The organism is Maribacter zhoushanensis (assembly GCF_029350975.1).
Classification (GTDB): Bacteria; Bacteroidota; Bacteroidia; order Flavobacteriales; family Flavobacteriaceae; genus Maribacter; species Maribacter zhoushanensis.
This window is the reverse complement of the sequence record NZ_JARKMR010000002.1, coordinates 799,734-824,854: the sequence shown is the minus strand read 5'-3', so window position 1 is coordinate 824,854 and position 25,121 is coordinate 799,734. Positions and strand designations below refer to the sequence as shown.

23 protein-coding genes are annotated in these 25,121 nt (G+C 35.0%); 11 read left to right on the top strand and 12 right to left on the bottom strand.

Translation table 11 applies throughout. From position 1 onward, the window contains the following. Nucleotides 1-7 precede the first annotated feature (7 nt). From lolA1 to PXD56_RS10300, 9 genes are all read right to left on the bottom strand, one after another. Complete coding sequence (lolA1, locus tag PXD56_RS10340) at nt 8-652, bottom strand: outer membrane lipoprotein periplasmic chaperone LolA1 (protein WP_276493256.1); 645 nt, start codon at nt 650-652, stop codon at nt 8-10. A gap of 12 nt (nt 653-664) precedes the next feature. Continuing rightward, nucleotides 665-3,043, bottom strand: a complete 2,379-nt coding sequence (locus PXD56_RS10335; RefSeq protein WP_276493255.1) for an FtsK/SpoIIIE family DNA translocase — start codon at nt 3,041-3,043, stop codon at nt 665-667. 53 nt (nt 3,044-3,096) lie between these two features. Further along, on the bottom strand, nt 3,097-3,462 hold the full coding sequence (locus PXD56_RS10330) for a diacylglycerol kinase family protein (protein ID WP_276493254.1): 366 nt from the start codon (nt 3,460-3,462) through the stop codon (nt 3,097-3,099). A 16-nt stretch (nt 3,463-3,478) separates the two neighbouring features. After that, the gene (gene tpx, locus PXD56_RS10325; protein WP_276493253.1) at nt 3,479-3,982 is read right to left on the bottom strand and encodes a thiol peroxidase; all 504 of its coding nucleotides are present in this window, start codon (nt 3,980-3,982) and stop codon (nt 3,479-3,481) included. Nucleotides 3,983-4,102: 120 nt separating this feature from the next. Further along, the gene (locus tag PXD56_RS10320) at nt 4,103-4,360 is read right to left on the bottom strand and encodes a DUF6952 family protein (protein WP_276493252.1); all 258 of its coding nucleotides are present in this window, start codon (nt 4,358-4,360) and stop codon (nt 4,103-4,105) included. Next, entirely contained in the window at nt 4,341-4,655 is a 315-nt protein-coding gene (locus PXD56_RS10315; RefSeq protein ID WP_073246691.1) for a thioredoxin family protein, read from the bottom strand. The genes PXD56_RS10320 and PXD56_RS10315 overlap by 20 nt, the downstream gene beginning before the upstream one ends. A 69-nt stretch (nt 4,656-4,724) precedes the next feature. Further along, a complete protein-coding gene (locus PXD56_RS10310; RefSeq protein ID WP_276493251.1) occupies nt 4,725-5,369 on the bottom strand; it encodes a peroxiredoxin in 645 nt (214 codons plus the stop codon). Nucleotides 5,370-5,593: 224 nt separating this feature from the next. After that, on the bottom strand, nt 5,594-7,072 hold the full coding sequence (nhaC, locus tag PXD56_RS10305; RefSeq protein WP_276493250.1) for a Na+/H+ antiporter NhaC: 1,479 nt from the start codon (nt 7,070-7,072) through the stop codon (nt 5,594-5,596). Between the two features lie 75 nt (nt 7,073-7,147). After that, nucleotides 7,148-8,368, bottom strand: a complete 1,221-nt coding sequence (locus PXD56_RS10300; RefSeq protein ID WP_276493249.1) for an aminotransferase class I/II-fold pyridoxal phosphate-dependent enzyme — start codon at nt 8,366-8,368, stop codon at nt 7,148-7,150. Between the two features lie 246 nt (nt 8,369-8,614). Between PXD56_RS10300 and PXD56_RS10295 the strand changes: the two genes are divergently transcribed. Both PXD56_RS10295 and lpdA read left to right on the top strand, forming a co-directional pair. Then, nucleotides 8,615-9,073, top strand: coding sequence for an Lrp/AsnC family transcriptional regulator (locus tag PXD56_RS10295; protein WP_276493248.1), 459 nt, complete (start codon nt 8,615-8,617; stop codon nt 9,071-9,073). 203 nt (nt 9,074-9,276) lie between these two features. Further along, nucleotides 9,277-10,683, top strand: coding sequence for a dihydrolipoyl dehydrogenase (gene lpdA / locus PXD56_RS10290; RefSeq protein ID WP_276493247.1), 1,407 nt, complete (start codon nt 9,277-9,279; stop codon nt 10,681-10,683). An 84-nt stretch (nt 10,684-10,767) separates the two neighbouring features. Here lpdA and PXD56_RS10285 read toward each other — a convergent pair whose 3' ends face one another. Then, a complete protein-coding gene (locus PXD56_RS10285) occupies nt 10,768-11,952 on the bottom strand; it encodes a heparan-alpha-glucosaminide N-acetyltransferase domain-containing protein (protein WP_276493246.1) in 1,185 nt (394 codons plus the stop codon). 128 nt (nt 11,953-12,080) lie between these two features. Here PXD56_RS10285 and PXD56_RS10280 point away from each other — a divergent pair, with 128 nt between their 5' ends. The 5 genes from PXD56_RS10280 to PXD56_RS10260 all read left to right on the top strand — a co-directional run bounded on the left by PXD56_RS10280 (nt 12,081) and on the right by PXD56_RS10260 (nt 20,000). Next, nucleotides 12,081-12,617 (top strand): NADPH-dependent FMN reductase, encoded by a 537-nt coding sequence (locus PXD56_RS10280; RefSeq protein WP_276493245.1) that lies wholly within the window; start codon nt 12,081-12,083, stop codon nt 12,615-12,617. A gap of 76 nt (nt 12,618-12,693) precedes the next feature. Further along, nucleotides 12,694-14,007, top strand: coding sequence for a tRNA lysidine(34) synthetase TilS (tilS, locus tag PXD56_RS10275; protein WP_276493244.1), 1,314 nt, complete (start codon nt 12,694-12,696; stop codon nt 14,005-14,007). After that, nucleotides 14,000-15,961, top strand: coding sequence for a protein-disulfide reductase DsbD family protein (locus PXD56_RS10270; RefSeq protein ID WP_276493243.1), 1,962 nt, complete (start codon nt 14,000-14,002; stop codon nt 15,959-15,961). The genes tilS and PXD56_RS10270 overlap by 8 nt, the downstream gene beginning before the upstream one ends. Nucleotides 15,962-16,068: 107 nt before the next feature. Then, nucleotides 16,069-18,462 (top strand): penicillin acylase family protein, encoded by a 2,394-nt coding sequence (locus tag PXD56_RS10265; RefSeq protein ID WP_276493242.1) that lies wholly within the window; start codon nt 16,069-16,071, stop codon nt 18,460-18,462. Between the two features lie 2 nt (nt 18,463-18,464). Further along, entirely contained in the window at nt 18,465-20,000 is a 1,536-nt protein-coding gene (locus PXD56_RS10260; protein ID WP_276493241.1) for a YifB family Mg chelatase-like AAA ATPase, read from the top strand. A 213-nt stretch (nt 20,001-20,213) separates the two neighbouring features. Here the strand turns inward: PXD56_RS10260 and PXD56_RS10255 are convergent, their stop codons facing one another. Together PXD56_RS10255 and PXD56_RS10250 are read right to left on the bottom strand one after the other, a co-directional pair. Then, a complete protein-coding gene (locus tag PXD56_RS10255; protein ID WP_276493240.1) occupies nt 20,214-20,777 on the bottom strand; it encodes a hypothetical protein in 564 nt (187 codons plus the stop codon). Nucleotides 20,778-20,787: 10 nt separating this feature from the next. Beyond that, nucleotides 20,788-21,234 (bottom strand): hypothetical protein, encoded by a 447-nt coding sequence (locus PXD56_RS10250; protein ID WP_036153892.1) that lies wholly within the window; start codon nt 21,232-21,234, stop codon nt 20,788-20,790. A gap of 214 nt (nt 21,235-21,448) precedes the next feature. Here PXD56_RS10250 and PXD56_RS10245 point away from each other — a divergent pair, with 214 nt between their 5' ends. From PXD56_RS10245 to PXD56_RS10230, 4 genes are read left to right on the top strand one after another with little or no spacing between them, the layout of a single operon-like run. Beyond that, nucleotides 21,449-22,642, top strand: a complete 1,194-nt coding sequence (locus PXD56_RS10245; RefSeq protein WP_276493239.1) for an Nramp family divalent metal transporter — start codon at nt 21,449-21,451, stop codon at nt 22,640-22,642. Beyond that, nucleotides 22,643-23,386 (top strand): 5-oxoprolinase subunit PxpA, encoded by a 744-nt coding sequence (gene pxpA / locus PXD56_RS10240; RefSeq protein WP_276493238.1) that lies wholly within the window; start codon nt 22,643-22,645, stop codon nt 23,384-23,386. Further along, complete coding sequence (gene pxpB, locus PXD56_RS10235) at nt 23,383-24,120, top strand: 5-oxoprolinase subunit PxpB (protein ID WP_338088451.1); 738 nt, start codon at nt 23,383-23,385, stop codon at nt 24,118-24,120. Before pxpA ends, pxpB begins: the two co-directional genes overlap by 4 nt. After that, nucleotides 24,113-24,952 (top strand): 5-oxoprolinase subunit C family protein, encoded by an 840-nt coding sequence (locus PXD56_RS10230; protein WP_276493237.1) that lies wholly within the window; start codon nt 24,113-24,115, stop codon nt 24,950-24,952. Before pxpB ends, PXD56_RS10230 begins: the two co-directional genes overlap by 8 nt. The last annotated feature ends 169 nt before the right edge of the window (nt 24,953-25,121 follow it).

Sequence of the window (25,121 nt, the reverse complement as noted above, 5' to 3'; positions counted from 1 at the left end):
AATAGTTCTAATTTCTTATAATGAAATAACCTTCATCCTTATATTTAGCTTCGTCAAAAGTAAATAAGGTTTTGGACAAAGTTTGATCTGTTTTAAAAGAATTAACAGTGATCGTAGTTTTTGTGCCGTTCTTACCTGTTTCTATTAAGTTGTAAATGTGCTTAGTGCCCATGTCAATACCTAATAATCTAGATTTTATTTCAGTATCAGAATCGATAGGGGTCAGTTTTACATACTGTATTTTTCTTCCTTGAATATTTTGAAGAATATCCCAAGCATAGTTGTGTCCTTGTTTGTAAAAAGTCAACATTTTTGAAGGTGTCATCGCATTTTCATCTTCAGATTGGTCTTCAATGGTAACCTCTTCATTTTCTGGAACAATAGTGTATACTTTGTTACCGTCAAAAATTTGCTGAGATCCCAAATAGTTGAACATGTATTTGTTTCCTGCAAGGGTAACATCACCTCTTGTTTCTTGATTAATGCCCGCATCGGCGTTTTTTAAATCGAACTTAAAATCTACGAAGATGTTGTCATAACTCTGTACTTTATTATAAACTTCATCTAGTAATGCTTTTGCTTTGTCAGAACTTTGTGCGTTCGCAAATGTTGCTGTAAGCATAATCGTCAATACAATAATAATCTTCTTCATCTCTTTTTAATATTATTCGTTATCCAATATTTGTTGAAGGGCAACCATATCTGCCACGTAAACTTGTCTGGCTTTACTGCCTTCAAACGGACCTACAATTCCTGCTGCTTCTAATTGATCAATAATTCTACCGGCTCTGTTGTAGCCTAATTTCAATTTACGTTGAATTAATGAGGCTGAACCTTGTTGTGCAATTACGATAACTTCTGCAGCTTCGCGAAATTTAGAATCCCTTTCAGACACGTTATTATCAAGACTCGTGCCAGAATCTTCACCAACATACTCAGGTAGTTCGTGCGCTTCTGGGTAAGCTCTCTGACTACCAATGAATTCCGTTATTTTAGCAACCTCAGGAGTGTCAACAAAAGCACATTGAATACGTGTGACATCATTACCTTGTGTAAATAACATATCTCCTCTACCGATCAATTGATCTGCACCTGCAGTATCTAAAATGGTTCTTGAATCTATTTTAGATGTTACCCTAAATGCTAACCTTGCAGGGAAGTTGGCTTTAATAATACCTGTAATAACGTTTACAGATGGTCTTTGTGTTGCTATAATCAAATGGATACCAATTGCCCTTGCTAACTGTGCAAGTCTTGCCACTGGAGTTTCTACCTCTTTACCGGCTGTCATAATCAAATCGGCAAACTCATCAATTACCAATATAATATAAGGTAAGAATTTGTGTCCGTCGTTCGGGTTCAGTTTTCTAGCCTTGAATTTGGTGTTGTATTCTTTTAGGTTACGCACCATAGCCAGTTTCAACAACTCATATCTATTATCCATTTCAATACATAGCGAATTCAGTGTATGAATTACTTTTGTATTATCTGTGATAATTGCTTCATCTGAATCTGGAAGCTTAGCCAGGAAATGACGTTCTATTTTGTTATAAAGTGTAAGTTCAACTTTCTTAGGATCGACCAAAATGAATTTTACCTCTGCTGGATGTTTTTTGTATAATAATGAGGTCAAAACCGCATTTAAACCTACAGATTTACCTTGACCTGTGGCACCTGCCATTAACATGTGTGGCATTTTTGCCAAGTCAACTACAAAGGTTTCGTTACTAATGGTTTTACCAAATGCAATTGGTAGCTCCATTTCAGCTTTCTGAAACTTACTAGAGGCGATAACCGAACGCATAGATACTATTGAGGAATTCTTATTTGGCACCTCTATACCTATAGTTCCTTTACCTGGAATGGGGGCGATGATACGTATACCTAAAGCAGCCAATGAAAGCGCGATATCATCTTCAAGGTTTTTAATTTTTGATATTCTAACGCCTGCTTCTGGTACTATTTCGTACAAAGTAACTGTAGGGCCAATAGTTGCCTTAATTTGGGCGATACCTATCTTGTAATTTTTTAGAGTTTCAACAATCTTATTTTTGTTTTCCTCTAATTCCTCTTGATTAATAGTAATGCCACCGGTTGTACCATGTTGGTCTAAAAGATCAATATGTGGAAATTTATAATTCCCTAATTCTAATGTTGGGTCAAATTCACCAAAATCATCTACAAGCTTATTGGCAAGTACATCTACTTCTTCCGGTTCTTCAACAACCGATTCTACCTCCATAGCCAAACTTTCTTCTGGTTCAGGTTCTGGTATGGTTACTTCAAAATCTTTAATTTTTTCCTCTTTTTCTAAATGAGGAATTTCTGTTTTGTGAGTATAAGTGTCTACAATAACCGGAGCTTCTTCTTCTAAAGAAGTAGTAATAATATCTTCTTGCTCTTTCTTTTTATTGGCCTTACGTTCTTGGTTGGCTTTAAACTCTGTAGAAATAGCTTCTTTCCTAGTTTTAAAGAATGAAGAAATACCTTCAGGTGTAACTTCAAATAATCTTACCAGAATAAATATGAGTCCGAAAACCAACAACAATAGTACACCAATTTTACCAGCGTAGTCCTGCAAGAAATCGTTCATTTCAAAACCTATGAGTCCGCCTAATAGTGGGTTGGTGGTGGCAAAGAAACCTAGGGCAATAGAAATCCAAATAACAAATAACAAACCCCAAATCCATTTTTTGAACAATGCTTTTAACGGCAGCCCTAGGAAAAGATAGATACCTGTAATACAAACAAGAAAAGGAAAAATTAGAGAAGCTACACCAAAGCCCTTGTACATGAAAAAGTGACTAATGCTTGCTCCAAATTTATTCAGTAAGTTTTTTGCCAGTTCATTACGGTCTTTAAACTCTGACAAAAGACTTTGGTCGTCTTGCCAGTTAAAGTAAAAAGATATGAAAGAAAAGAATAGCGCAATACTAAAGAGCATCAGCAAACTACCCAAAATGATTTTATTCTGTTTGGATAATTTAAACGGTGCTCGTTTTTTAGTAGGTTTTGGCTTTGATTTAGTTGCCTTTTTTGCCATTAAAACTTAATTCTGATGCTAAATTACAAATTTACGATAAGCTATGGACTACTCTAAATTACCTTTGGGAGGTAAATGATAAGACCAATAATGGTTGATGCGATAGAAACTAACATTACGGCACCTGCCGATATATCCTTTATAAACCCAATTTTTACATCAAATTCTGGCTGAATATAATCTGCGATTTTTTCTACTGCCGTATTCATTCCCTCAATTCCTAAAACAAGTGCAATAGCAAATATTTGAAGAATCCATTCCGTATTTGAGATGTCAAAATAAAAACCTGCAGCCGTCATTACTATAGCAATGAAAACTTGAATTTTAATACTAGCTTCGGTGCGTATTAAAAGGAAGGCTCCCTTTAAGGCAAAGCCAACACTTTTAATACGATTTACCAGAAAGGATTCTTTGGGCATGAGTGTCCTTTGTTTTTTAGTTCATTAATGCCTCTAACGCTGCTTTGTAGTTTGGCTCTTCTGTAGTTTCTGCAACTTGCTCAGAATACAATACGTTTCCTTTTTCGTCAACTACTACAACTGCTCTTGAAAGTAGTGGAGCTAAAGGTCCGTCTGAAAATGCTACGTTGTAACCTTTTCCAAAATTACCATCTTTAAAGTCTGAAAGCATTTCAACATTCTCTATCCCTTCCGCACCACAAAATCTAGCTTGTGCAAATGGTAAATCTTTAGAAATACAAAGTACTATAGTGTTGTCCAATTCAGCAGCCTCTTGATTAAATTGACGTACAGATTGAGCGCAAGTGCCTGTATCAACACTTGGGAAAATATTTAATACTACTCTAGAACCTTCATAATCTGAAAGTTTTACAGTAGATAAGTCATTCTTAGTTAATTGAAATTCTGGAGCCTTTACGCCATTTGCAGGTAAAGTTCCTAATGTGTGTATTTCGTTTCCTTTTAGTGTAACCGAAGCCATAACTTTTGTCTTTTTATAATTGAGTTTGTGAAATTATAAAATATAAAGTGGAAACGAGCGGGAATATGATAAAAAAAGTCCTTTCTTAAAGGAAAGGACTTTGTGTATTTTAAATTGCTATTACTTGTCTATGGAGCCTAAAACACGCTTCATAAATTGGTTCATAGCATCTTTCTTTGATGTGCCTTGTTCTATGCTGTTGGCAACTTCTATGGCACCGTACATATTAGAAATAAGTTCGCCGATTACATCAAGTTCTTCATCTTTTAATGAAGGTAGCTCTGTAAGTGCTTCTAAAGTCTCAATGGTCTCTAAAATGAAATCGCTATCTTTTTCTTCAATGAACTCTGTCAGTAATTTAATTATGGGTAATCTCACTGATCAAATCTTTTAATAGGTCATACTTATTTGTCTGAACCTGATTTTTAATTTTACCTTTTTCAAAAGAAGCAAATGTTGGTAAGTTACTTACGTCTGCTAACTTTCTAGATTCAGGAAATTTCTCTGCATCTGCCAATACAAATGTAATATTCTCGTTTTGTGAAGCTTCTTTTTTGAATTTTGGCTTCATGATTCTACAGTTACCACACCAGGTAGCAGAATATTGTACAACAACATTAGGGTTGTTATCAATGATTTCCTGTAAATTATCTTGTTCTAATTCTAATAACATAACTAAAGCGTTTTAAGGATTAAAAAAATGAACATGAAGCATAAACTTCATGTTCATTATATATTCTATTTAGTTTGCGTGAGCAGAAAGGTAGCTAGCAACACCGTCTCTATCTGCAGACATTGCTTCTTTACCTTCTTCCCAGTTTGCAGGGCAAACTTCACCTTTTTCTTGAACGTGAGTTAAAGCATCTACCAAACGTAAATATTCACCAACATTTCTACCTAAAGGCATATTGTTGATGCTTTCGTGTTGTACTACACCTTCTTCATCTATAATATATGTAGCTCTGTAAGTAACGTTGTCACCTTCAACCTGAACAGTTTCTGTTTCTTCGTCGTATACTTCGTTTTGGATATCTAAAATACCTAAAACGCTAGAAAGGTTACGGTTGCTATCTGCTAATATTGGGTATGTTACACCTTCAATACCACCGTTGTCCTTATCTGTGCTTAACCATGCAAAATGTACTTCTGGAGTATCACAAGATGCACCAATTACAATTGTGTTTCTTTTTTCGAACTCACCAATGGCTGCTTGAAAAGCGTGAAGTTCTGTTGGGCATACAAAAGTGAAATCTTTTGGGTACCAGAAAAGAACCACTTTTTTATTATTTTTTTGAGCTTCTTCTAAAACATTAAGTTTAAAAGTATCGCCCATGTCATTCATTGCGTTAACACTAATATTTGGGAATTTTTTTCCTACAAATGCCATAATATGTTTTCGTTTTAAAATTTATTAAAACACAAAATTAACACTTGAAAGAAGGATTACGGACTTTCTAAATTAGAATTTTCAATGCTAGAATAACTATTTTGAATAGCTAAAGGAATAGCATTGTTTTAGTGATAATCACATAATATTTAGGCTATACAATTATCAAATTAATAGTGTGGTGTGCTCTAAGGTGTGAATAAAATAAAAAAGCAATTTTAACTTTATTTTGAAGCAAGTCTTTTAATCTTAATATTTAATCCGGCGAATATGAATGTCATAATCGGACTTAGCCAATTGAAGATCGCATAAACGAAATATTCAGCTACACCAACTCCTAATACACCACTGTGATATGCTCCACAGGTGTTATAAGGTATTAATACAGATGTTACCGTACCTGTGTCTTCTAGTGTTCTACTTAAGTTTTCAGGTGCTAGACCTCTATCTTTAAATGCTTTTGAGAACATTTTACCCGGTACAACAATTGCTAAGTATTGGTCAGATGCCGTACCATTTAATACAATACAACTAATACCCGTACTAAAAAATAGCCCGAAAGTAGATTTAGCCATTTTAAGCAATGATTTTGTAATTCTTGACAATGCGCCGATCCCGTCCATTATTCCGCCAAAAAACATAGCGCAAATAATCAACCAAATTGTACCTAGCATACCTGTCATTCCTTTTGAAGAAAACAAATCACTTAATGCCTTATTATCTGTTGGGACATCAGTGTTAACGGTGATGGCTTTTAATATTCCTTGATATCCGGACTGAAAGCTTAATTCTGATGCTCCCGTAATGCCTGCAACAACCTCTGGCTGAAAAATTAAAGCGAAAATAGCAGCTAATAATGTTCCTATTAATAGAGCTGCTAGAGGAGGTGTTTTTTTAACGATCAAACCGATAACGGCAATTGGCACTAGGAACAACCATCCGTTAATATCAAATGAAGCATCTATAGAGGCTAAAATTGCATCAACATCAGCTTCTCCGTTGGTCTCTAAACTAAAACCTATGATTAAAAATACGATTAGGGTAACGGTAATTGTAGGTACTGTTGTCCATAGCATATATTTAATATGTGAGAACAATTCTCCGCCTGCCATAGCAGGAGCTAAGTTTGTGGTATCACTTAAAGGAGAAAGTTTATCTCCAAAATAAGCACCAGATAAAACTGCGCCAGCGGTCATACCTAATGAGATGCCCAAAGCTTCGCCAATACCTATTAACGCTATACCTACGGTAGCAGATGTAGTCCAGCTACTGCCTGTGGCTACAGAAATAATAGCACATATGATTACACAAGCCGCTAAGAAAATAGTAGGGTTTAAAATTTGTAGTCCGTAATAAATCATTGCCGGAATGATACCGCTAATTAGCCAGGTACCTGCTAAAGCACCAACCATTAAAAGTATAAGAAGGGCGCCAGTGGTAGATCTAATATTCTCTTCTACTTCAGCAATCATTTGTTTATATGAAACTTTGTTCATAAAACCAACAATTGCCGCTACCGCTCCACCTAATAAAAGTATGAATTGATTAGATCCGCTTAAAGCGTCATCACCAAAAACATAAACATTATATGCCAACATGGCAACTAGGGCTATAACGGGAATTAAAGCAGCAAAAATGCTTAATTCTTTATTGTCTACGATATGCTCGTTTTCCCTGTGTTCATTGGTATTTTGGTCTGACATTAAAAGAGAGTTTGGTTTCTACGTAATATTACGATTTCTGTAACGGATGTGCAAACCCGTTTTAGAATTGAAATCTTAGACGTTAATGCTTTTGATATCCAGTATATTAAGATCTATAAGGCATTTTTTCATCAAGGAATATGTTCTTTGAATATCGTCATCTAATCCTATAGAAAATCTAATTAGTCCGTTGCCAAGCCCCATTTCCTCTTGTTCTTCTAACGGAATTTCTGATGATGTTGAGCTTCCGGGTGCACTGAATAATGTTTTGTAGAACCCTAGGCTCACTGCTAAATATCCTAACTTTCTTTCTTGCATCAATTCCATAAGCGCATTGGCATTCTCTAAGCTTTTTACATCCAGGGTTATTAATCCGCCATACCCGTATTCAGGATTCATTTGATCCTCCATGATTAAATGTCCGGGGTGAGAGGGTAATCCAGGATACACAACTCGTAATCCGTCTTTTTCAAAATTCTCTGCCAAGTATTGTGCATTTTTACTGTGCTTTTTCATTCTTATATGTAGGGTGCGTATATTTTTTAGAATCGATGCTGCACGCATACTGTCTAAAGTGCTACCTAAAAGCATACCTGCTCCATTATTTACATCTTTAAGACTAAGGCAGAAATCTGAAGTTCCACAAACTGCACCTGCAACACAATCGCTTGTTCCATTAATGAATTTGGTTAGACTGTGTATTACGATGTCTGCACCTAATTTTGCAGGTGAAATAGTTAGTGGAGAGAAGGTGTTGTCAACTACCAAAGGAAGTTCGTTTTTCTTGGCAATATTAGATAGTGCAGAGATGTCGGCAACTTCTAAAAGCGGATTGCTTACACTTTCGCAATAAATCATTTTTGTATTCGGTGTAACGGCATTTGCTACAGCATCAAGATCAGTGATATCAAGAAAAGTAGTTTTTATTCCAAATTTGATTAAGAAATTTTTCATAAATGCATAGGTACCGCCATAGATAGTTCTGCTGCTTATAATATGGTCGCCGGCATTACATAGTTGTAATATAACCGCTGTGATAGCTCCCATGCCGCTAGCCGTAACATTAGCACTTTCAGTACCTTCTAAAGCAGCCAATGCTTCGCCTAAATATAAATTGGAAGGTGATGAATGTCTACTATATAGATAACAACCCTCTGTATTGCCTTCAAAAGTATCGAACATTGTTTTTGCCGATATAAAGGTATAGGTTGATGAATCTGAAATTGAAGGATTTACTCCGCCATATTCTCCGAAGTATTGTAAATCTTGTAAGTCGTTACTGTTTTTTTGGCTCATGGGGTGTTATTTTAAGTGAATAACCTCGGGGGCAATCCAGCGAGGCATAGCATTAAATACTGGTCAAAATGTTTTTGGTAAATATTGTTTTACTTACCATTTGATTGTCTAGTAAAATTACTTTTAGATTGTAAAATTGTCAAGGTGAAGTCTTTAAAATAGTTTTTTAAACTAATAATAATTTTATTTTAGATTTTAATTCTAATATTTATTAATTTTGATGTAACTATTAGAATATCAATCATTATGAAATTAGATAAGGTGGATAATAGCCTTTTGGCACTGTTACAGGCAGATAGTAAAAAGACGACCAAAGAGTATGCTTTAAAATTAGGGCTTTCAACTACGGCTATTTATGAGCGTATTAAAAGGTTAGAAAGGGTAGGGGCAATTAGAAGTTATGTGGCGTTAGTGGATAAGGCTGTTGTAGATAGAAATTTCACGGTATTCTGTCATGTAAAATTGGTGCAGCACGTAAAAGATAATATTGCTCAATTTGAAGCGCAAGTAATGCGTTTACAAGAAGTGGTTGAATGTCATCATTTAAGTGGAGACTATGATTATCTTTTAAAAATACATGTGCAAGATATGGACGCCTACAGAAATTTTATGGTGAATAAATTAACGACTATGAGTCATATAGGTAGTACTCAAAGTTCATTTACCATAAAAGAGGTGAAACATTCAACGGCTATACCGCTTTAATAACTTTTTATATTTCAATGAGATTTAGAACTATGGTCTTTTATGAGACTATTTGGCTTTTTAATGCATATTTCTTTCAAAATGATTAAAAACTGTAATAAACTATTGTAAAAGCTAACATTTTCGCTTCTAAACAATATATTAAAATGAGTTCTAAAACTAAAAATAGTATTAATTTTGTTAGACATTAGAAAATAAAATTTATGGATCAATATGATGTAGCCATTATAGGCTCAGGACCTGGAGGATATGTGGCAGCTATACGTTGTGCGCAACTAGGAATGAAAACTGCAATAATTGAAAAATATTCCACTTTAGGCGGAACATGTTTAAATGTTGGGTGTATTCCTTCTAAGGCGATGTTAGATTCTTCGCATCATTATGAAGATGCCATTAAACATTTTGATGAGCACGGTATTGAAATTCCTGGTGAGATTAAAGTAAACTTGGAGAAAATGATTGCCCGTAAGCAAGGTGTTGTTGACCAAACTACAAAAGGTATTGAGTTCTTGATGGACAAGAACAAGATTACGGTTTATGAAGGTTTGGGTAGTTTTAAAGATGCTACGCATGTTTCAATTAAGAAAAACGATGGTAAGACCGAAGAGATAGAAGCTAAAAATATTATTATAGCAACTGGTTCTAAACCTTCAACTTTACCTTTTATCAAATTAGACAAAGAACGTATTATTACATCTACCGAAGCTTTAGAGCTTAAAGAGGTACCAAAGCATATGATTGTTATTGGTGGTGGTGTAATTGGTCTTGAATTGGGTCAGGTTTACAAAAGACTTGGTGCAGATGTTACTGTGGTTGAGTTTATGGATCGTATTATTCCAGGAATGGATGCTGCACTTTCTAAAGAACTTACTAAAGTGTTGAAGAAGCAAAAAGTAAAATTTGCACTATCACATAAAGTAAAATCTGTTGAAAGAAAAGGTGATCAGGTAATTGTAAAGGCTGATAATAAAAAAGGCGAAGAGGTTGTTTTTGAAGGTGACTATTGTTTGGTTGCCGTTGGTAGAAAGCCATATACTGATGGATTAAATGTTGATGCCGCTGGTGTTAAACTTGATGAAAGAGGTAAGGTGATAGTTGACGGGCATTTGAAAACAAACGTTGATAATATTTATGCTATTGGTGATGTTATTAAAGGCGCTATGTTAGCTCACAAGGCAGAAGAAGAAGGTACTTTGGTTGCAGAGATATTAGCTGGTCAAAAACCACATATTGATTATAACCTAATACCTGGTGTAGTATATACGTGGCCAGAGGTTGCCGCTGTTGGTAAAACAGAAGCGGAACTTAAAGATGCAGGTGTTGCATACAAAGTGGGTCAATTTCCTATGCGTGCCTTAGGTCGTGCTAGAGCAAGTATGGATACTGACGGATTTGTAAAAATACTTGCAGATAAAAACACCGATGAAGTTTTAGGTGTTCATATGGTAGGTGCGCGTTGTGCAGATTTAATTGCAGAAGCGGTAACAGCTATGGAATTTAGAGCATCTGCTGAAGATATTTCTAGAATGAGCCACGCTCACCCTACATATGCAGAAGCTGTTAAAGAGGCGGCGTTAGCTGCTACTGATGATCGTGCTTTGCATGTTTAAGTAGATAGAATAATGTAATAATTAAAAAGGCAGCCAAATGGCTGCCTTTTTTTTGTTTTGTATAAGCTTAGTAAAATGCTAAAGTTAGTTCTTGATCAGCCCTAACACACGTAATACTTTTTCTGTAGCTGTTCTTAATACTTCAAAAGCTATAATTGCAAATTGCTCTAAGTAGATTCTTGTAGACGATAAACCTGAGCGTATGTTAGCTTTTATCTCCACTTTATGGTTCTCATATTTTAAAGCTAAAAATGTGCTTACAAACATGAATAATATTGCTCCAGGAACAACAAAGTACGGATTCAAAGAATGGTGAAAGAATCTATATAAGCCTAAACCTGTAAAGCTACCATACAGAATAATGAAATGTATAATGTATATAGATAACGTGCTTTGACCTATTCTTAACCAGGTAGCGTTCATCAAGAATTTTCTTAACAGTATAAATATGGAAAATACTATAAGTACATCACCTAAGCGAATGAATAAATAATTGTTATTAAAAATGGCTTGAAACAATTCTACGCCCGTAGCATCATAAATGGCAAGGAAAAAGTCTGAAGAAAGAAATAGTAAAGCTAGTCCGGTTACTATATACGCTGGTACAATGTAGTTGTAAAGGTTTTTGCTGTCTTGGTATTTGGAAAATATAACTGACATAAAACTACCTATTGTTGCATAGCCTAACCAAGGTATAATGGTGAATACCGATCCATTTGCCTTAGTTAAGTAGTTAGCAAATATTTGTGGTAAAAACTCAAAACTTGATGTTTTGTATATAGGTTCAAAAATAAATAGTAAAAGGGTGGTAGATGCCAGTATAGTGGGGAAAATCCATTTTTGCTTTGCAAATGTTAGAATATAAAACCCAATAATGAATAATAATGAAAGTCCTATGCAGTGCAAAACGTCTACCAAATAGAACGAGTCATAAACTTCACCTTTGAACAAACCAAAAATGTTCATACGCAAAAGGTATGCAATGACCAATAATTCAAATCCGCGTTTAATACCTTTCTTTACTCGTGGGTTTGACCAGCCGGTTTGCTTAGATCTGATTAGTAAGAATGTAAATATGAATCCAGATACGGTAAAGAATACCGGAGCGGTTATTCCTCTAAAATACTTCCAAGTACTGAATAGAATATTTGTATCGTCTCTAAAGGCATTGTCTAAAAGTCCATCTATAAAATGACCTTGTAGCATCATTAAGATAGCCCATGCTCTTATGGCATCTAGAAAAAACAATCTTGACTTAGAGTTGCTCATTATCACAATTATATCCTATATACTTATAAAACAGTATGTTTGAATGTTTAAAGCCGCAAAATTAGATAAAATATTCTAAGGTTCACTGTAATTGAATTAAATTCGCAATCACACATAAAAATAGGTCTATGAGTTATGTTTTAGCATTTGCAGGTAGCAATTCTTCAGTATCCATTAATTACAAATTGGTAAAGTATACTGCTAGTCTGTTAAAAGGGCAAGAAGTGAAGTTGCGAGATATGTCAAAATACCCGTTTCCTATGTATAGTCAAGATGTAGAAAATGAAAACGGATTCTCTAATTCTTTGGTTGAATTCAAAAATGAAATTACTAATGCAAAGGGGGTGATAATTTCTGTTAACGAGCACAATAGTTATCCTTCTGCGTACTTTAAAAATACCTTAGACTGGTTATCTAGATTAGATTCTAAGTTTCTTGCTGATAAAAAGATATTGTTAATGGCCACATCTGGTGGTGGTAGAGGAGCAATAGGCGCACTTGAAGTTGCAGAGAAAATGCTTTCTAGATTTCAAGGTACGGTGGTAGAATCTTTCTCTTTGCCTACATATGGCGAAAATTTTGATGAAGAAAAAGGTATTACCAATGAAGAGTTGGCTAAAGTTTTTACTGCAAAAGTGGACTCTTTTGAAAAGGCGATTTCGTAAGACTGCATACAGCATTACAAGTTAAATTATTCTTAGGCTTTCTATTTAAATTATAGGACTTCGTTACATTTGTTTTGTGTTAAAGACATTCAAAAAACATATTGAGGATTCTTTTCCAGAATTGCTAGAATCTCATTTCATCATTGCATGTAGTGGTGGTCTTGATAGTTCTGTACTTGTAGAATTGTGCCATAAAACAAACTTGAATTTTTCTATAGCACATTGTAATTTTAGATTACGGGGCAAGGACAGTGATGGTGATGAAAGTTTTGTGCGCGAATATGCTATAAAAATAGAAAAACCGTTTTTTGTAACTCATTTTGACACTCTTGGTTATGTTAATCAGCACAAGGTCTCTGTGCAAATGGCGGCACGGGAACTGCGTTATGCTTGGTTTGATCAGTTATTAGCAGAGCATAATAGTTCATATCTGTTAACTGCACATCATGCCAATGATAATTTAGAAACTTTTTTAATCAATTTATCTAGAGGTACCGGTATTGAAGGTCTAACGGGAATTCCCTCTAAAATAAATAATATACGAAGACCCTTATTATCATTTACGAGGCAAGAATTAGAGTCATTCGCAAATGATCAACAGATGCAATGGCGAGAAGATGCCAGTAATGCTGATGCCAAGTATTTGCGTAATAAAATTAGGTTAGAGATTATACCAAAGTTGAATGAACTGCATCCTACCTTTTCAGATAATTTTAAAAACACCTTAGATTATTTGAAGCAAACTGACGGTATTGCGTCGGCATATCTTCAAAAATTGAAACAAGAGCTTTTTATAGAAAATAACGGTAGAGTAGAAATTGAAATAGCGAAACTAAAAGAATTACAACCTTTGGCTACCTATCTTTTTGGTTTGTTCAGTGCTTACGGATTCAAGGAGATGGAAAATTTAGAGGCGTTGTTAGACGGTCTTTCGGGTAAGCAATTAGTGTCTAGTACTCATGTACTGGTGAAAAATCGTGAGGTATTGATTTTGTCTTCCAAAAACGAAACTAAATTAGATACGCAAGAGTACTTCGTTACTGAAGAAGAAGTACCTTTGAACCTGCCCGTAAACTTAAAATTTACGGTCGTTTCAGAACGTTATAATAATTTAGATACCGTAATATATATTCAAAAGAATACATTAAAGTATCCGTTAACAGTAAGAAAATGGAAAATGGGCGACTATTTTTATCCGTTAGGATTAAATCGTAAAAAGAAATTGTCAAAGTTTTTTAAAGATGAGAAAGTGGATGTCTTGTCTAAAGAAAAAACTTGGTTGTTATGCTCTGGTGAGCAAATTGTTTGGGTTATTGGCATGCGTGCAGATCATCGTTTTAGAGTTGACGATACTACCCAGGAGATATTAAAAATAGAATTACATGATTAGATTTTTTGCTTTACTACTTTTTATAGTCGTTTTACCGCTTGGTACGTTCGCACAAACTGAAGATGAACCCGTAGTTTGGGAGCATCATATAAATAAAATATCTGATACGGAATATGAGCTGGTGATGCAGGCTAAAATCTTAGATGGCTGGCATATGTACTCTCAATTTACTTCAGAATTTGGTTCTTTGCCAAGTGAGTTCACTTATAACGGCCATGGAACTATTTATGAGCTAATAGATGGCACTACGGAAAGTGAAACAATAAAGGAGTACAGTGAAGTTTTTGAGGTTGAAGAAACGTATTTTAAAGACAATGCCACTTTTACACAGCGTATTAAAATATTAGATAAAGCAATTAATCAGATTGATGTTGATTTATTCTTTCAAGTATGTGAGGAGGTTTGTATTCCAATGGATAAAAAGTTCATCTTTACGCTAAACGGTTCCAAAGCTGAGATTATAACTACTGTTGATGATAGAAGCTTGGCACTAGGGCAGAGGTTACGATTAGATTTAAAGAATAGAGAGTTGCTTACCCAGGGTCAAGACACTATAGCTACGAGTACTAATATCTGGGTTATTTTTGGCTTAGGTTTTCTAGGTGGCTTAATAGCTTTGTTGACTCCGTGTGTATTTCCAATGATACCTTTAACGGTTTCTTTTTTTACCAAGCACTCGCAGAAAAAATCTAAAGGAATCATTAACGCGTTGCTATATGGTTTCTTTATAATTCTTATTTACTTTTTATTAAGTCTGCCTTTTCATTTGTTTGATTCGGTAGATTCTCAAATTCTAAATTCTATTGCAACTAACGTTTGGTTAAACCTATTGTTCTTTGTAATATTTTTATTCTTTGCCTTTTCCTTTTTTGGCTATTATGAGCTAACGTTGCCAAGCTCTTGGGCAAATAAGATGGATGACGCATCTACCAAGGTAGGTGGTGTTTTAGGAATCTTTTTCATGGCAGTCACATTGGCTATTGTATCTTTTTCTTGTACAGGACCTATTTTAGGAGGGTTGCTTGGTGGTACTACCTTGGCAGAAGGTGAAGTTGCTTCTAATCTTACTGCTGGTATGACCGGTTTTGGTGTAGCCTTGGCATTGCCTTTTGCATTGTTCGCCTTATTCCCGGCATGGTTAAATTCATTGCCAAAATCTGGTGGATGGATGACCACAGTAAAAGTAGTGCTAGGCTTTTTAGAAATAGGTTTAGCTTTAAAATTCTTATCTAATGCAGATTTAGTAGGGCATTGGGGTATATTAAAGCGTGAGGTATTTTTAGGTATTTGGATAGTGCTTGGTATAGCAATGACTTTATACTTATTTGGGTTATACAAGTTTCCGCATGACGGACCAATAAAAAAGTTATCGCTTAGTAGAAAAGTAGCTGCTTTTGTAAGTGCTGTATTTACTATTTATATGATTTTGGGAGTTACCAATATCACCAATTTGAAATTGCTAAGCGGATTTCCTCCTCCTGAATTTTATAGCATTTTTGAGCAAGAAAGCGATTGTCCGTTAGGGATTGATTGTTACAAAGATTTTGACGAAGGTTTGGCTTATGCAAAAGAAGTAAACAAACCAATACTTTTAGATTTTACAGGTTGGGCATGTGTAAACTGTAGAAAGATGGAAGAAAATGTATGGAGCGATTCAGAAGTTTTTCCGATTATAAAGGAGAATTACGTGCTTATCTCATTATATACTGATGATAGGGAGGATCTGCCAGAAGATGAACAATTTAATTTTCAGTTTGATAGTGGTCGCGTTAAAGAAATAAATAACATTGCCCAAAAGTGGGGTACTTTTCAAGATGTGAATTTTGGTTCTATATCTCAACCTTTTTACGTGTTGCTTTCGCCAGATTTAAAAGTATTGAACACATCTATTCAAAATACGGATATACCCACCTATAAAAACTGGTTGTTAGAAGGATTACGAAATAATGAATAGTATATAGTTTTGTAGGATGTTGACTACTTGTCAATAAAAAGCAGAGCTACGAGGCGTTTAATGTAAAAAATAGTTTTAACTTGGGAACAATTCCCCCAAACAGAACTATGAAAACATTAAAAAAAATAGGAGCTTTCCTATTGGTTATTATTACCCTTCTGATTATTGTTGTCGGACTATTTGCGTACACTTTAAAGCCAGATTATTCCGGTGAAAAAGAACTTGCAGACCTTGAGCAAGAAGTAAATGTCTACTACGATGAGTATGGTATTCCTCATATTTATGGAGAGAATGAAAAAGATGCCTTTAGAACTTTAGGTTATGTTCATGCACAGGATCGTCTTTGGCAAATGGAACTTCTTAGAAGAATTGCTAGTGGTGGTCTGTCAGAAGTATTTGGTGCGGATTTAATAGGTACTGATAAATTCTTTTTATCTCTAGGTATTGCAGATGCCTCTAAAGTGACAGCAAATAATGCAGATGAGAGTGATGCTGGTGTTATTTTGACTAAAGCTTACTTAGATGGTATCAATCAATTTATAAAAGAAAGGCCCACACCGGTAGAGTTTTATCTAACAGGTATAGATAAAAAAGAATTTGTATTGGAAGACGTTTATAATACTATTGGTTATATGGCTTTTAGTTTTGCTATGGCTCATAAAACAGATCCTCTTTTGACTACTATAAATGCCAAATTAGGACCTGAATATTTAAATGGCTTGCATGTAGGTTCTAGCGTTGATACGGAATGGATTAAGAACTATAACCCTACTTTATCAGATACTATTCAGAATAATCTTACTGCTTCAGTAAACAAAGCTTTAGGAGTTTTGGATATTCCTTTATTCGAAGGAAGTAATAGTTGGGTGATAGCACCTGAAAAAACTAAGAATGGTAAAGTTATTTTTGCCAATGATCCTCATATAGGTTTTGCTCAGCCTTCGGTTTGGTTTGAAGCTCATATAGAAACACCATCATATTCTAAATATGGGTATCATATTGCAGGTATACCATTTCCGCTTTTAGGGCATAATAGAAAGGTTGCTTATGGTCTAACCATGTTCGAGAATGATGATGTTGATTTTTATTATGAAGAGAATAATCCAGATAACGAAAATCAATACTTATCTGAAAACGGATATGTAGACTATGAAATCATCACGAAGACTTTTAAGGTAAAAGATTCTTCTGATGTGGAGTTTACCTATAAAAAATCCAACCACGGTCCAATTTTAAATGGAATAGCCGATCAAGTACAGGGCGAAAGACCTATTGCAATGTCTTGGCTATATACTCAGGTAGAAAATAGAGTTATAGATGCGTTATTCGGTTTAAGTCATTCTAATAATCTTACAGCGTTCAAGAAAGCCTTACCAAAAATTCATGCACCTGGTTTAAATATAATGTATGGTGATAATGAAGGTAATGTAGCTTGGTTTGCTACGGCACAGCTTTATAACATTCCTGATTCTGTAAATACGAAGTTGATTTTTGAAGTAGGCGAAGGGCTACCGGTAGAAAAAGAATTTATTCCTTTTAAGGAAAATCCTCAGGCTATTAATCCACCAAGTAACTACGTGTATTCTGCGAATAATCAGCCTGACTCTATAGCCGGTATGCTTTACCCAGGGTACTATTTACCTGAAAATAGGGGTAAACGTATAGTGCAGTTGTTAGAGCGGAAAAATGATTGGAATTTAGATTCGGCAAGTGACATGATTACCGATGTTATTTCATCTGTAGACCCTGAAATTGTAACTAATTTATCAAAGTATATTGATGTTTCGCTACTAAGTGAAAACGGATTAAAAGCTATTGATAGTCTAAAAATGTGGACAGGGGATTACGAGTTATCTTCAATAGAAGCAACTATTTATAATAGATGGGTGTATTACTTTTTAGAAAATACCTTTGAAGACGAATTGGATGAAGAGTTGTTCAATCAGTTTATAAATACCCACTTTGTAAAGCGATTAATTGCGCCGTTATCTAAAGATGAGGAATCTGTATGGTTAGATGATGTTAATACATCCGATATTCAAGAAAGCATGGTAGATATTGTGAACAAATCTTTTATGGATGCAGTAGCTTCATTAGAAAAAGATTTTGGTAATAACATGAATTATTGGCGATGGGAGAGGGTTCATAGTCTTGAGCATCCTCATCCTATTGGTCAAATAGCGGCATTACGCTCCTTTTTTAATGTAGGTCCTTTTTCTGTTAACGGTACAAGGGAAGTGATTAATAATTTGGCATTCTCATATGACGAAACTGGTTTCTACAAAACTACTTCAGGACCTTCTACAAGAAGGCTTGTAGATTTTTCTGATGTAGAGAACAGTATTAGTATTCTACCTACCGGGCAATCAGGTAATCCGTTTAGTAAACACTACAGAGATCAAGCGGAAATGTATGTAAACGGAAAGTTTCGTAAAATGATGATGAATAAGAATGAAATTCAAAAGAGTAAAGAAATCCTTACATTTAAGCCAAAGGATTAAAAATGCTTACAAAAGTTTATGGGAGTGCAGTATTTGGTGTAGAGGCCACTACGATAATTGTTGAAGTAAATATTGATAAAGGAATTGGTTATCATTTAGTAGGGTTGCCAGATAATGCTATTAAAGAGAGTAATTATAGAATAGCAGCCGCACTACAGAATAACGGATATAAAATTCCGGGCAAAAAAATCACTATAAATATGGCTCCTGCAGATCTTCGAAAAGAAGGCTCTGCTTATGATCTTACCTTGGCTATTGGCATATTAGCTGCATCTAGTCAAATAAAATCAGAAAATATAGATAAGTATATTATCATGGGCGAACTGTCTTTAGATGGTAGCTTGCAGCCTATAAAAGGAGCTTTGCCAATTGCTATTAAAGCGCAAGAAGAAGGTTTTACAGGTTTTATTCTACCAACTGCCAATGCTAAAGAAGCGGCAATTGTTGGAGATTTAAAAGTATATGGAGTTGATAACATAAGACAGGTTTTAGACTTCTTTGATCAAGGTACTCCGCTTGAGCAAACCATCATAGATACTAGAGAAGAGTTTTATAAGAATCTTGATTTTCCAGAATTTGATTTTTCTGACGTAAAGGGGCAAGAAAGTATTAAACGCTGCATGGAGATTGCTGCTGCTGGCGGTCATAATATAATTCTAATTGGTCCGCCAGGTGCTGGTAAAACCATGCTTGCAAAAAGGTTGCCTTCAATTTTACCACCAATGACCTTGCATGAAGCTTTAGAAACCACTAAAATTCATAGCGTGGTCGGTAAGATTAAGAACATGGGATTAATGAGTCAGAGACCTTTTAGAAGTCCCCATCATACAATTTCGGATGTCGCCCTTGTAGGCGGCGGAGCATACCCGCAACCGGGAGAAATTTCCCTTTCTCATAATGGGGTTTTGTTCTTAGATGAATTGCCAGAATTTAAGCGTGGAGTATTAGAGGTAATGCGCCAACCTTTAGAAGATAGGGAAGTAACTATTTCTAGAGCTCGTTTTACCGTTACCTACCCAAGTAGTTTTATGTTGGTGGCAAGTATGAACCCAAGTCCGGGCGGATACTTTAATGACCCAGATGCTCCCGTAACTTCATCACCTGCTGAAATGCAGCGGTATCTAAGTAAAATATCTGGTCCTTTGTTGGATCGAATAGATATTCATATTGAGGTTACTCCCGTACCGTTCGAAAAATTATCCGAAGAACGAAAAGGGGAGAGTAGTGTAGACATTAGAAAGCGGGTTACTGCAGCTAGAGAATTACAGACTGCTAGATTTGAGGGTATGGAAAATGTGCACTACAATGCTCAGATGAATACCAAGCAAATTCGTGAATATTGTAAGTTAGATGATAAGTCCAAAGCCTTGTTGAAAAATGCGATGGAGAGATTGAACCTTTCCGCCAGAGCGTATGATAGAATTTTAAAAGTAGCAAGAACTATAGCTGATCTAGGCGGCGCTGAAAATTTAGATGGCAACCATATTTCTGAAGCCATTCAATACCGCTCATTAGATAGAGAGGGGTGGTTGGGGTAATCTTTAAAGCTAATTTAATCTGCACGTTGTAATTTTTATTAATTAAGCTGTAGTAGACGGGATCTAACCAACATGAACGTGCAAAGAGAAGTTCTTTAGATTTTAAATGAACAAGAATTGAATGGTAATTATATTTCAAAAAACCATTCAAAACTGTTCACCAACTTGAGAGGGTTGGTTGGGGTATTACTGTTTGTAAAAGAGTAGTATTCCTTAAGAATATAACTCTTCATTATTAATATCGTCTTCGTTATTTTTTGGTGTTGTAAAAATGTCTTTAAGTATGTAACTGGTTACAATGGTTAAACCAAGTGTAAGTACAGGTATAGAGTAATTCCATGTTAATAAATGCATGAGTCCACCACAGATAAGGGTGATTACACCTATAACCATTACAAAATTCCATATAATTTCTGTCATGCTATTGTTTACATCTCCGTCTTTAGACATGAAGTAGGAGGTGCCTTCCATTGCAAACCATGCAATAAAAGTAAATGCCGTTCCAATTTGAAAAAATAAAGTATGGGTAAAATCTAAAATTGTCAATATTCCGTTGGTGGTCCAAAAAAGTACCAAAGCCATTTTAATTAAATCGACCGATTTTTTTTCTTCCTTTTTTGAAAAGCGGACTGTATATAATATCAGTATGGCGGCAAAGGATATAAAAATTATTCCTTCAGAAAACGGATAATGAAGTATTCGCATAACCATACCAATTAAAAGAGTTGCTATTGCAGCCCTAATGGGGTTTCTAAATGCTTTTTTAGAATTTTCCATATCTAGTTTTTTAGTTAATAACTTTAATGTTGGCTTTTAAGCCTTCCATTATTCCAATAATATTATTTACGGTTTCATTTAAATAATAGCGTACTACAATATGCGGAATTCTAATGGTGGTAAAACCATTTTTAAATGAGTGCATTGCTTCTTCTAAATTATTGATAGCCTCATGTTCTGTCAGCTTTTCATATTCAGAATCAATTTCAATATTGAGTTTTACACGAGAAATGGCAATGTCAATAGACTTTTTACCGTCCCACCATTCTAACATAGAATTTACACCTGCTTCTTTCAGCGCATAATAAAGCTGTATAGCCTCTAGTGGTGTGTTGTGTTTATTTATCAATAACTTAATTCGTTCATGGTGTTTGGCACAAAGCTCTACACCTGCACTTTCCATTGCATTTTTGTGATCTAAATAACCGAGTTCTTTCTTACATTCTAAACAAATCATTAATAGGTTAAGTTTAAGGTTTGGGGATAGCTATAACCTACTTCTTTTTGGATTATTATGTAATCTCGATGAATGACATCCAAGTTTTAGACGAACTGCATTTTTTTAGATTAACGGCATTTTGAAATGTTAAAATTGTGGTGAAAATGTTTCTGAGTAAGGTGAAGAAAGTCAGATTTACGAATTATATTTACATGAACTATAATTTTAATAGATGTTTAAGAAATTAGGTCCGGGAGTACTGGTGGCTGCGGCGTTCATTGGTCCGGGAACGGTTACGGCATGTACCTTGGCAGGAGTGGATTTTGGGTTTAGTTTGTTGTGGGCCATGTTGTTATCTATCATAGCAACATATATTCTTCAAGAAATGTCTGCACGTTTAGGTATAGTAACACAAAAGGGATTGGCAGATGTAATTAAGCAAGAGCTGCATAATCCTTGGATTCGTAATAGTGTTATCGCTCTTATCTTTTCTGCCATTATAATAGGTAATGCTTCTTATGAAGCTGGTAATATTGGTGGTGCCACCTTAGGTATGGAAGCCTTGTTTGGAATGGAATACAGTAATTTATACCCTTTTATATTAGGTGGTCTTGCATTTCTCTTGTTATATCTAGGTAGTTATAAAGCCCTAGAGAAAGTGTTTATAGTGTTGGTCCTTATTATGAGTTTGTCTTTTGTTATGACAGCTATATTGACCAAGCCAGATGTTTGGCAACTATTAAAAGGTCTTTTGGTACCTATGGTTCCTGAAAAAGGTATTCTTACCATAATAGCTTTGGTTGGTACAACCGTTGTTCCATATAACCTCTTTTTACATGCTGCCTTGGTCAGTGAGAAATGGAAATCTAAAGATGATCTAGAATTGGCTAAAAGAGATACTTTGGTATCTATAATATTAGGGGGGCTGGTTTCTGTTAGTATAATTATTTCTGCTGCGGCTATAAATTCATCTGAGGTCAATAATGTAATTGATATGGCAAAAGCTTTGGAACCACTGTACGGGTCTGCTGCTTTGTATTTTTTAGGTATTGGTATGTGTGCTGCTGGTATTACTTCGGCAATTACGGCGCCCTTGGCTGCAGCTTATGTTGCCAATAGCTGCTTTGGTTGGAAAGCTGAGTTTAAAGATGCTAAGTTTAGAATGATTTGGATGGTTATTTTAGGGCTGGGTGTTTTCTTTTTGTCCTTCGGAATTAAACCTATTGAGATTATCAAATTTGCTCAGATAACAAATGGATTGTTGTTGCCTGTTATTGCGGTCTTTTTATTGTGGGTTGTAAATAGAGCGGGAGTGATGGGAAAATATAAAAATTCTATGTTGCAGAATATTTTCGGCGGACTAATTATTCTCCTTTCCGTTTTATTAGGTGCTAAAAGTATACTAACCGTTTTAGGTGTTTTATAGATGACGAAAAGAAGTATAGATATTAATTGTGATGTTGGGGAAGGTATAGGTAATGAGAAAGACCTGTTTCCAATGATAAGATCTTGTAACATTGCCTGCGGTGGTCATGCAGGTTCAAAAGAGATTATTCAATTTTGTTTAGAACTGGCAAAGAAACATCAAGTTAAGGTTGGTGCGCATCCGTCATATCCCGATAGCCAAAATTTTGGACGGGTAAGTATGTCAATTCCGAATGATGAGCTTGTTGAAAGTATTCAAACACAGTTGGAGTTATTTGAATCTGTTCGCGAAGAATTAAATATACCATTGCATCATATAAAACCTCATGGTGCTTTATACAATGACATAGCTAAAGATGAGCATTTGGCAGAAACCTTTTTATCTGCAATTGCACCTTATAAAAGTAGTGCTTTGTTATACGTTCCTTTTAATAGTGTCATTCACAAACTTTCAATTAAAAACGGATTCAAAGTTTTAGTAGAAGCTTTCGCAGATAGAAATTATAATGATGATTTAAGTTTGGTGTCAAGGAAAGAGAAAGACGCCTTGATTACGTCTGGAGAAGAGGTCTTAAATCATATTTTATGCATGTATAATGATAAGGTCGTAAAAACCATAACAGGCAAGAATGTAAATATTAATGCTGATACCTATTGTATTCATGGAGATACTCCCACTGCATTGCAAATTTTGGCGTATCTTTCAAATGAATTGCCACATCATAATCTACAAGTAAAATCGTGAATTCCCCTAAAATAAATATTAAACCATTTGGTGCTCATTCTGTCTTGATAGAATGGCCAAACGAGGTCAGTGAAATTATATTAGAAAAGATTTTACATTTCGAAAGGTTTTTGACCAAAGAAGTGTTTACTGATAAAGCGTGGGAGCTAGTACCTTCTTATAATTCTCTTTTGATTATAAACAGAACAAAACAACTTGATTTTCAAAAATTATCCTCTGACATACATAAGTGGTACATACAATTGAAAGAGTCGCCAAAGCCAGATAGATACTTATGGCGATTACCTGTTTCGTATGACTTGGAGTTCGGTCTTGATTTAGAGGAAGTGGCAAATCAGCTTCATAAAACAAAAGAAGAAATTATTGCTATGCATACGGGAGCTACATATACCGTTTTTGGTATTGGCTTTTTGCCCGGCTTCATGTATCTAGGTGGTATTGATAAGGAATTAGAATTACCAAGAAAAGCTACTCCAAGACCTAAAGTAATAAAAGGTGCTGTTGGTATAGCAGGAAAACAAGCAGGTATTTATCCGCAAGAGTCACCTGGTGGTTGGAATATTATAGGTAATTGCGCGGTGCCAATTTTTGATGCTACAAAAGAGAATCCCTGTTTTGTGAGTGTTGGTGATAAAATTGAATTTTATAGAATATCAAAAGCTGAACATGACCTTCGTAAGATAGAAGCTGAAGTAGGAATTTATAAACCTGAAAAAATTAAGATAGATGCTTAAAATTCTAAAAGCAGGTTTTTACACAACCATACAAGATGCAGGTAGATTTGATTATAGAAATAAAGGTGTGCCGGTTTCAGGAGTTATGGATGAGATTTCGGTTTTTAAAATCAATTCTTTACTTGAGAATGAAGAATCTGCAGCAGTGTTAGAAATTACCATGACAGGACCAACGCTTATCTTTGAAAAAGAAACATATATAGCACTTGGTGGGGCAAAAATGTCAGCTACGTTAAATAACCTACCTATTCAAAATTATAAGGTATATACGATAGAAAAAGGAGATATACTTTCTTTCGGTAAGTTAGAAAAAGGTTTTAGATCGTACTTGGCCGTAAAAGGCGGATTTACTTCTGAAGAAGTTCTAGGTAGTAGGTCTTTTTACCAACCGATAACAAAATATAATAGATTAACAGATAATGATGCCGTGTCTTTTTCTGTTCAACAAGATTTTCAACCTAAAATATCTGAGATTAAGGTAGATTCATTTTTAAATGAGTCTGTTCTTGAAGTAAATAAGGCCCCTGAATTTGATATCTTGACCGATAAGCAGTTAGAAGAAATTTTCTCTAGAACATTTACCGTTGCACATGAGAATAATAGAATGGCTTATCAGTTAAGTGAGACTATACAGCCCCATACCGTTTCAATGCTTACTTCTGCAACTATACCTGGCACGGTTCAGCTGACACCGGCAGGCAAACTAATTGTATTAATGAAAGACGGTCAAACCACTGGTGGCTACCCCAGAGCTGTTCAGTTAACCGATAAGGCTATTTGCATATTGGCACAAAAGAAGGGTGGAGATTCTGTAAGTTTCAAATTGGTGTAATTTATTACTTTTTGTACAGATTTTGTTAAGCTGTTAATTATGACCTATTTTTTAAGTACTATTGTAGTATGATAATATCAAAATTAAATATTGAACTAGTCATTGTCATTCCTATGTAGGGGTGATATAGCTTTTCATTTTATAGAAAAACCTGTATCAGAATTAGTTG

Coding starts and splice junctions, on each gene's coding strand:
- nhaC (WP_276493250.1), bottom strand. CDS start 7,072: ATGTCAGACCAAAATACCAATGAACACAGGGAAAACGAGCATATCGTA.
- PXD56_RS10230 (WP_276493237.1), top strand. CDS start 24,113: ATGCTTAAAATTCTAAAAGCAGGTTTTTACACAACCATACAAGATGCA.
- PXD56_RS10285 (WP_276493246.1), bottom strand. CDS start 11,952: ATGAGCAACTCTAAGTCAAGATTGTTTTTTCTAGATGCCATAAGAGCA.
- PXD56_RS10260 (WP_276493241.1), top strand. CDS start 18,465: ATGCTTACAAAAGTTTATGGGAGTGCAGTATTTGGTGTAGAGGCCACT.
- PXD56_RS10270 (WP_276493243.1), top strand. CDS start 14,000: ATGATTAGATTTTTTGCTTTACTACTTTTTATAGTCGTTTTACCGCTT.
- PXD56_RS10245 (WP_276493239.1), top strand. CDS start 21,449: ATGTTTAAGAAATTAGGTCCGGGAGTACTGGTGGCTGCGGCGTTCATT.
- lpdA (WP_276493247.1), top strand. CDS start 9,277: ATGGATCAATATGATGTAGCCATTATAGGCTCAGGACCTGGAGGATAT.
- pxpA (WP_276493238.1), top strand. CDS start 22,643: ATGACGAAAAGAAGTATAGATATTAATTGTGATGTTGGGGAAGGTATA.
- PXD56_RS10310 (WP_276493251.1), bottom strand. CDS start 5,369: ATGGCATTTGTAGGAAAAAAATTCCCAAATATTAGTGTTAACGCAATG.
- lolA1 (WP_276493256.1), bottom strand. CDS start 652: ATGAAGAAGATTATTATTGTATTGACGATTATGCTTACAGCAACATTT.
- PXD56_RS10315 (WP_073246691.1), bottom strand. CDS start 4,655: ATGTTATTAGAATTAGAACAAGATAATTTACAGGAAATCATTGATAAC.
- tpx (WP_276493253.1), bottom strand. CDS start 3,982: ATGGCTTCGGTTACACTAAAAGGAAACGAAATACACACATTAGGAACT.
- PXD56_RS10280 (WP_276493245.1), top strand. CDS start 12,081: ATGAGTTATGTTTTAGCATTTGCAGGTAGCAATTCTTCAGTATCCATT.
- PXD56_RS10330 (WP_276493254.1), bottom strand. CDS start 3,462: ATGCCCAAAGAATCCTTTCTGGTAAATCGTATTAAAAGTGTTGGCTTT.
- PXD56_RS10335 (WP_276493255.1), bottom strand. CDS start 3,043: ATGGCAAAAAAGGCAACTAAATCAAAGCCAAAACCTACTAAAAAACGA.
- PXD56_RS10250 (WP_036153892.1), bottom strand. CDS start 21,234: ATGATTTGTTTAGAATGTAAGAAAGAACTCGGTTATTTAGATCACAAA.
- PXD56_RS10255 (WP_276493240.1), bottom strand. CDS start 20,777: ATGGAAAATTCTAAAAAAGCATTTAGAAACCCCATTAGGGCTGCAATA.
- PXD56_RS10265 (WP_276493242.1), top strand. CDS start 16,069: ATGAAAACATTAAAAAAAATAGGAGCTTTCCTATTGGTTATTATTACC.
- PXD56_RS10300 (WP_276493249.1), bottom strand. CDS start 8,368: ATGAGCCAAAAAAACAGTAACGACTTACAAGATTTACAATACTTCGGA.
- PXD56_RS10295 (WP_276493248.1), top strand. CDS start 8,615: ATGAAATTAGATAAGGTGGATAATAGCCTTTTGGCACTGTTACAGGCA.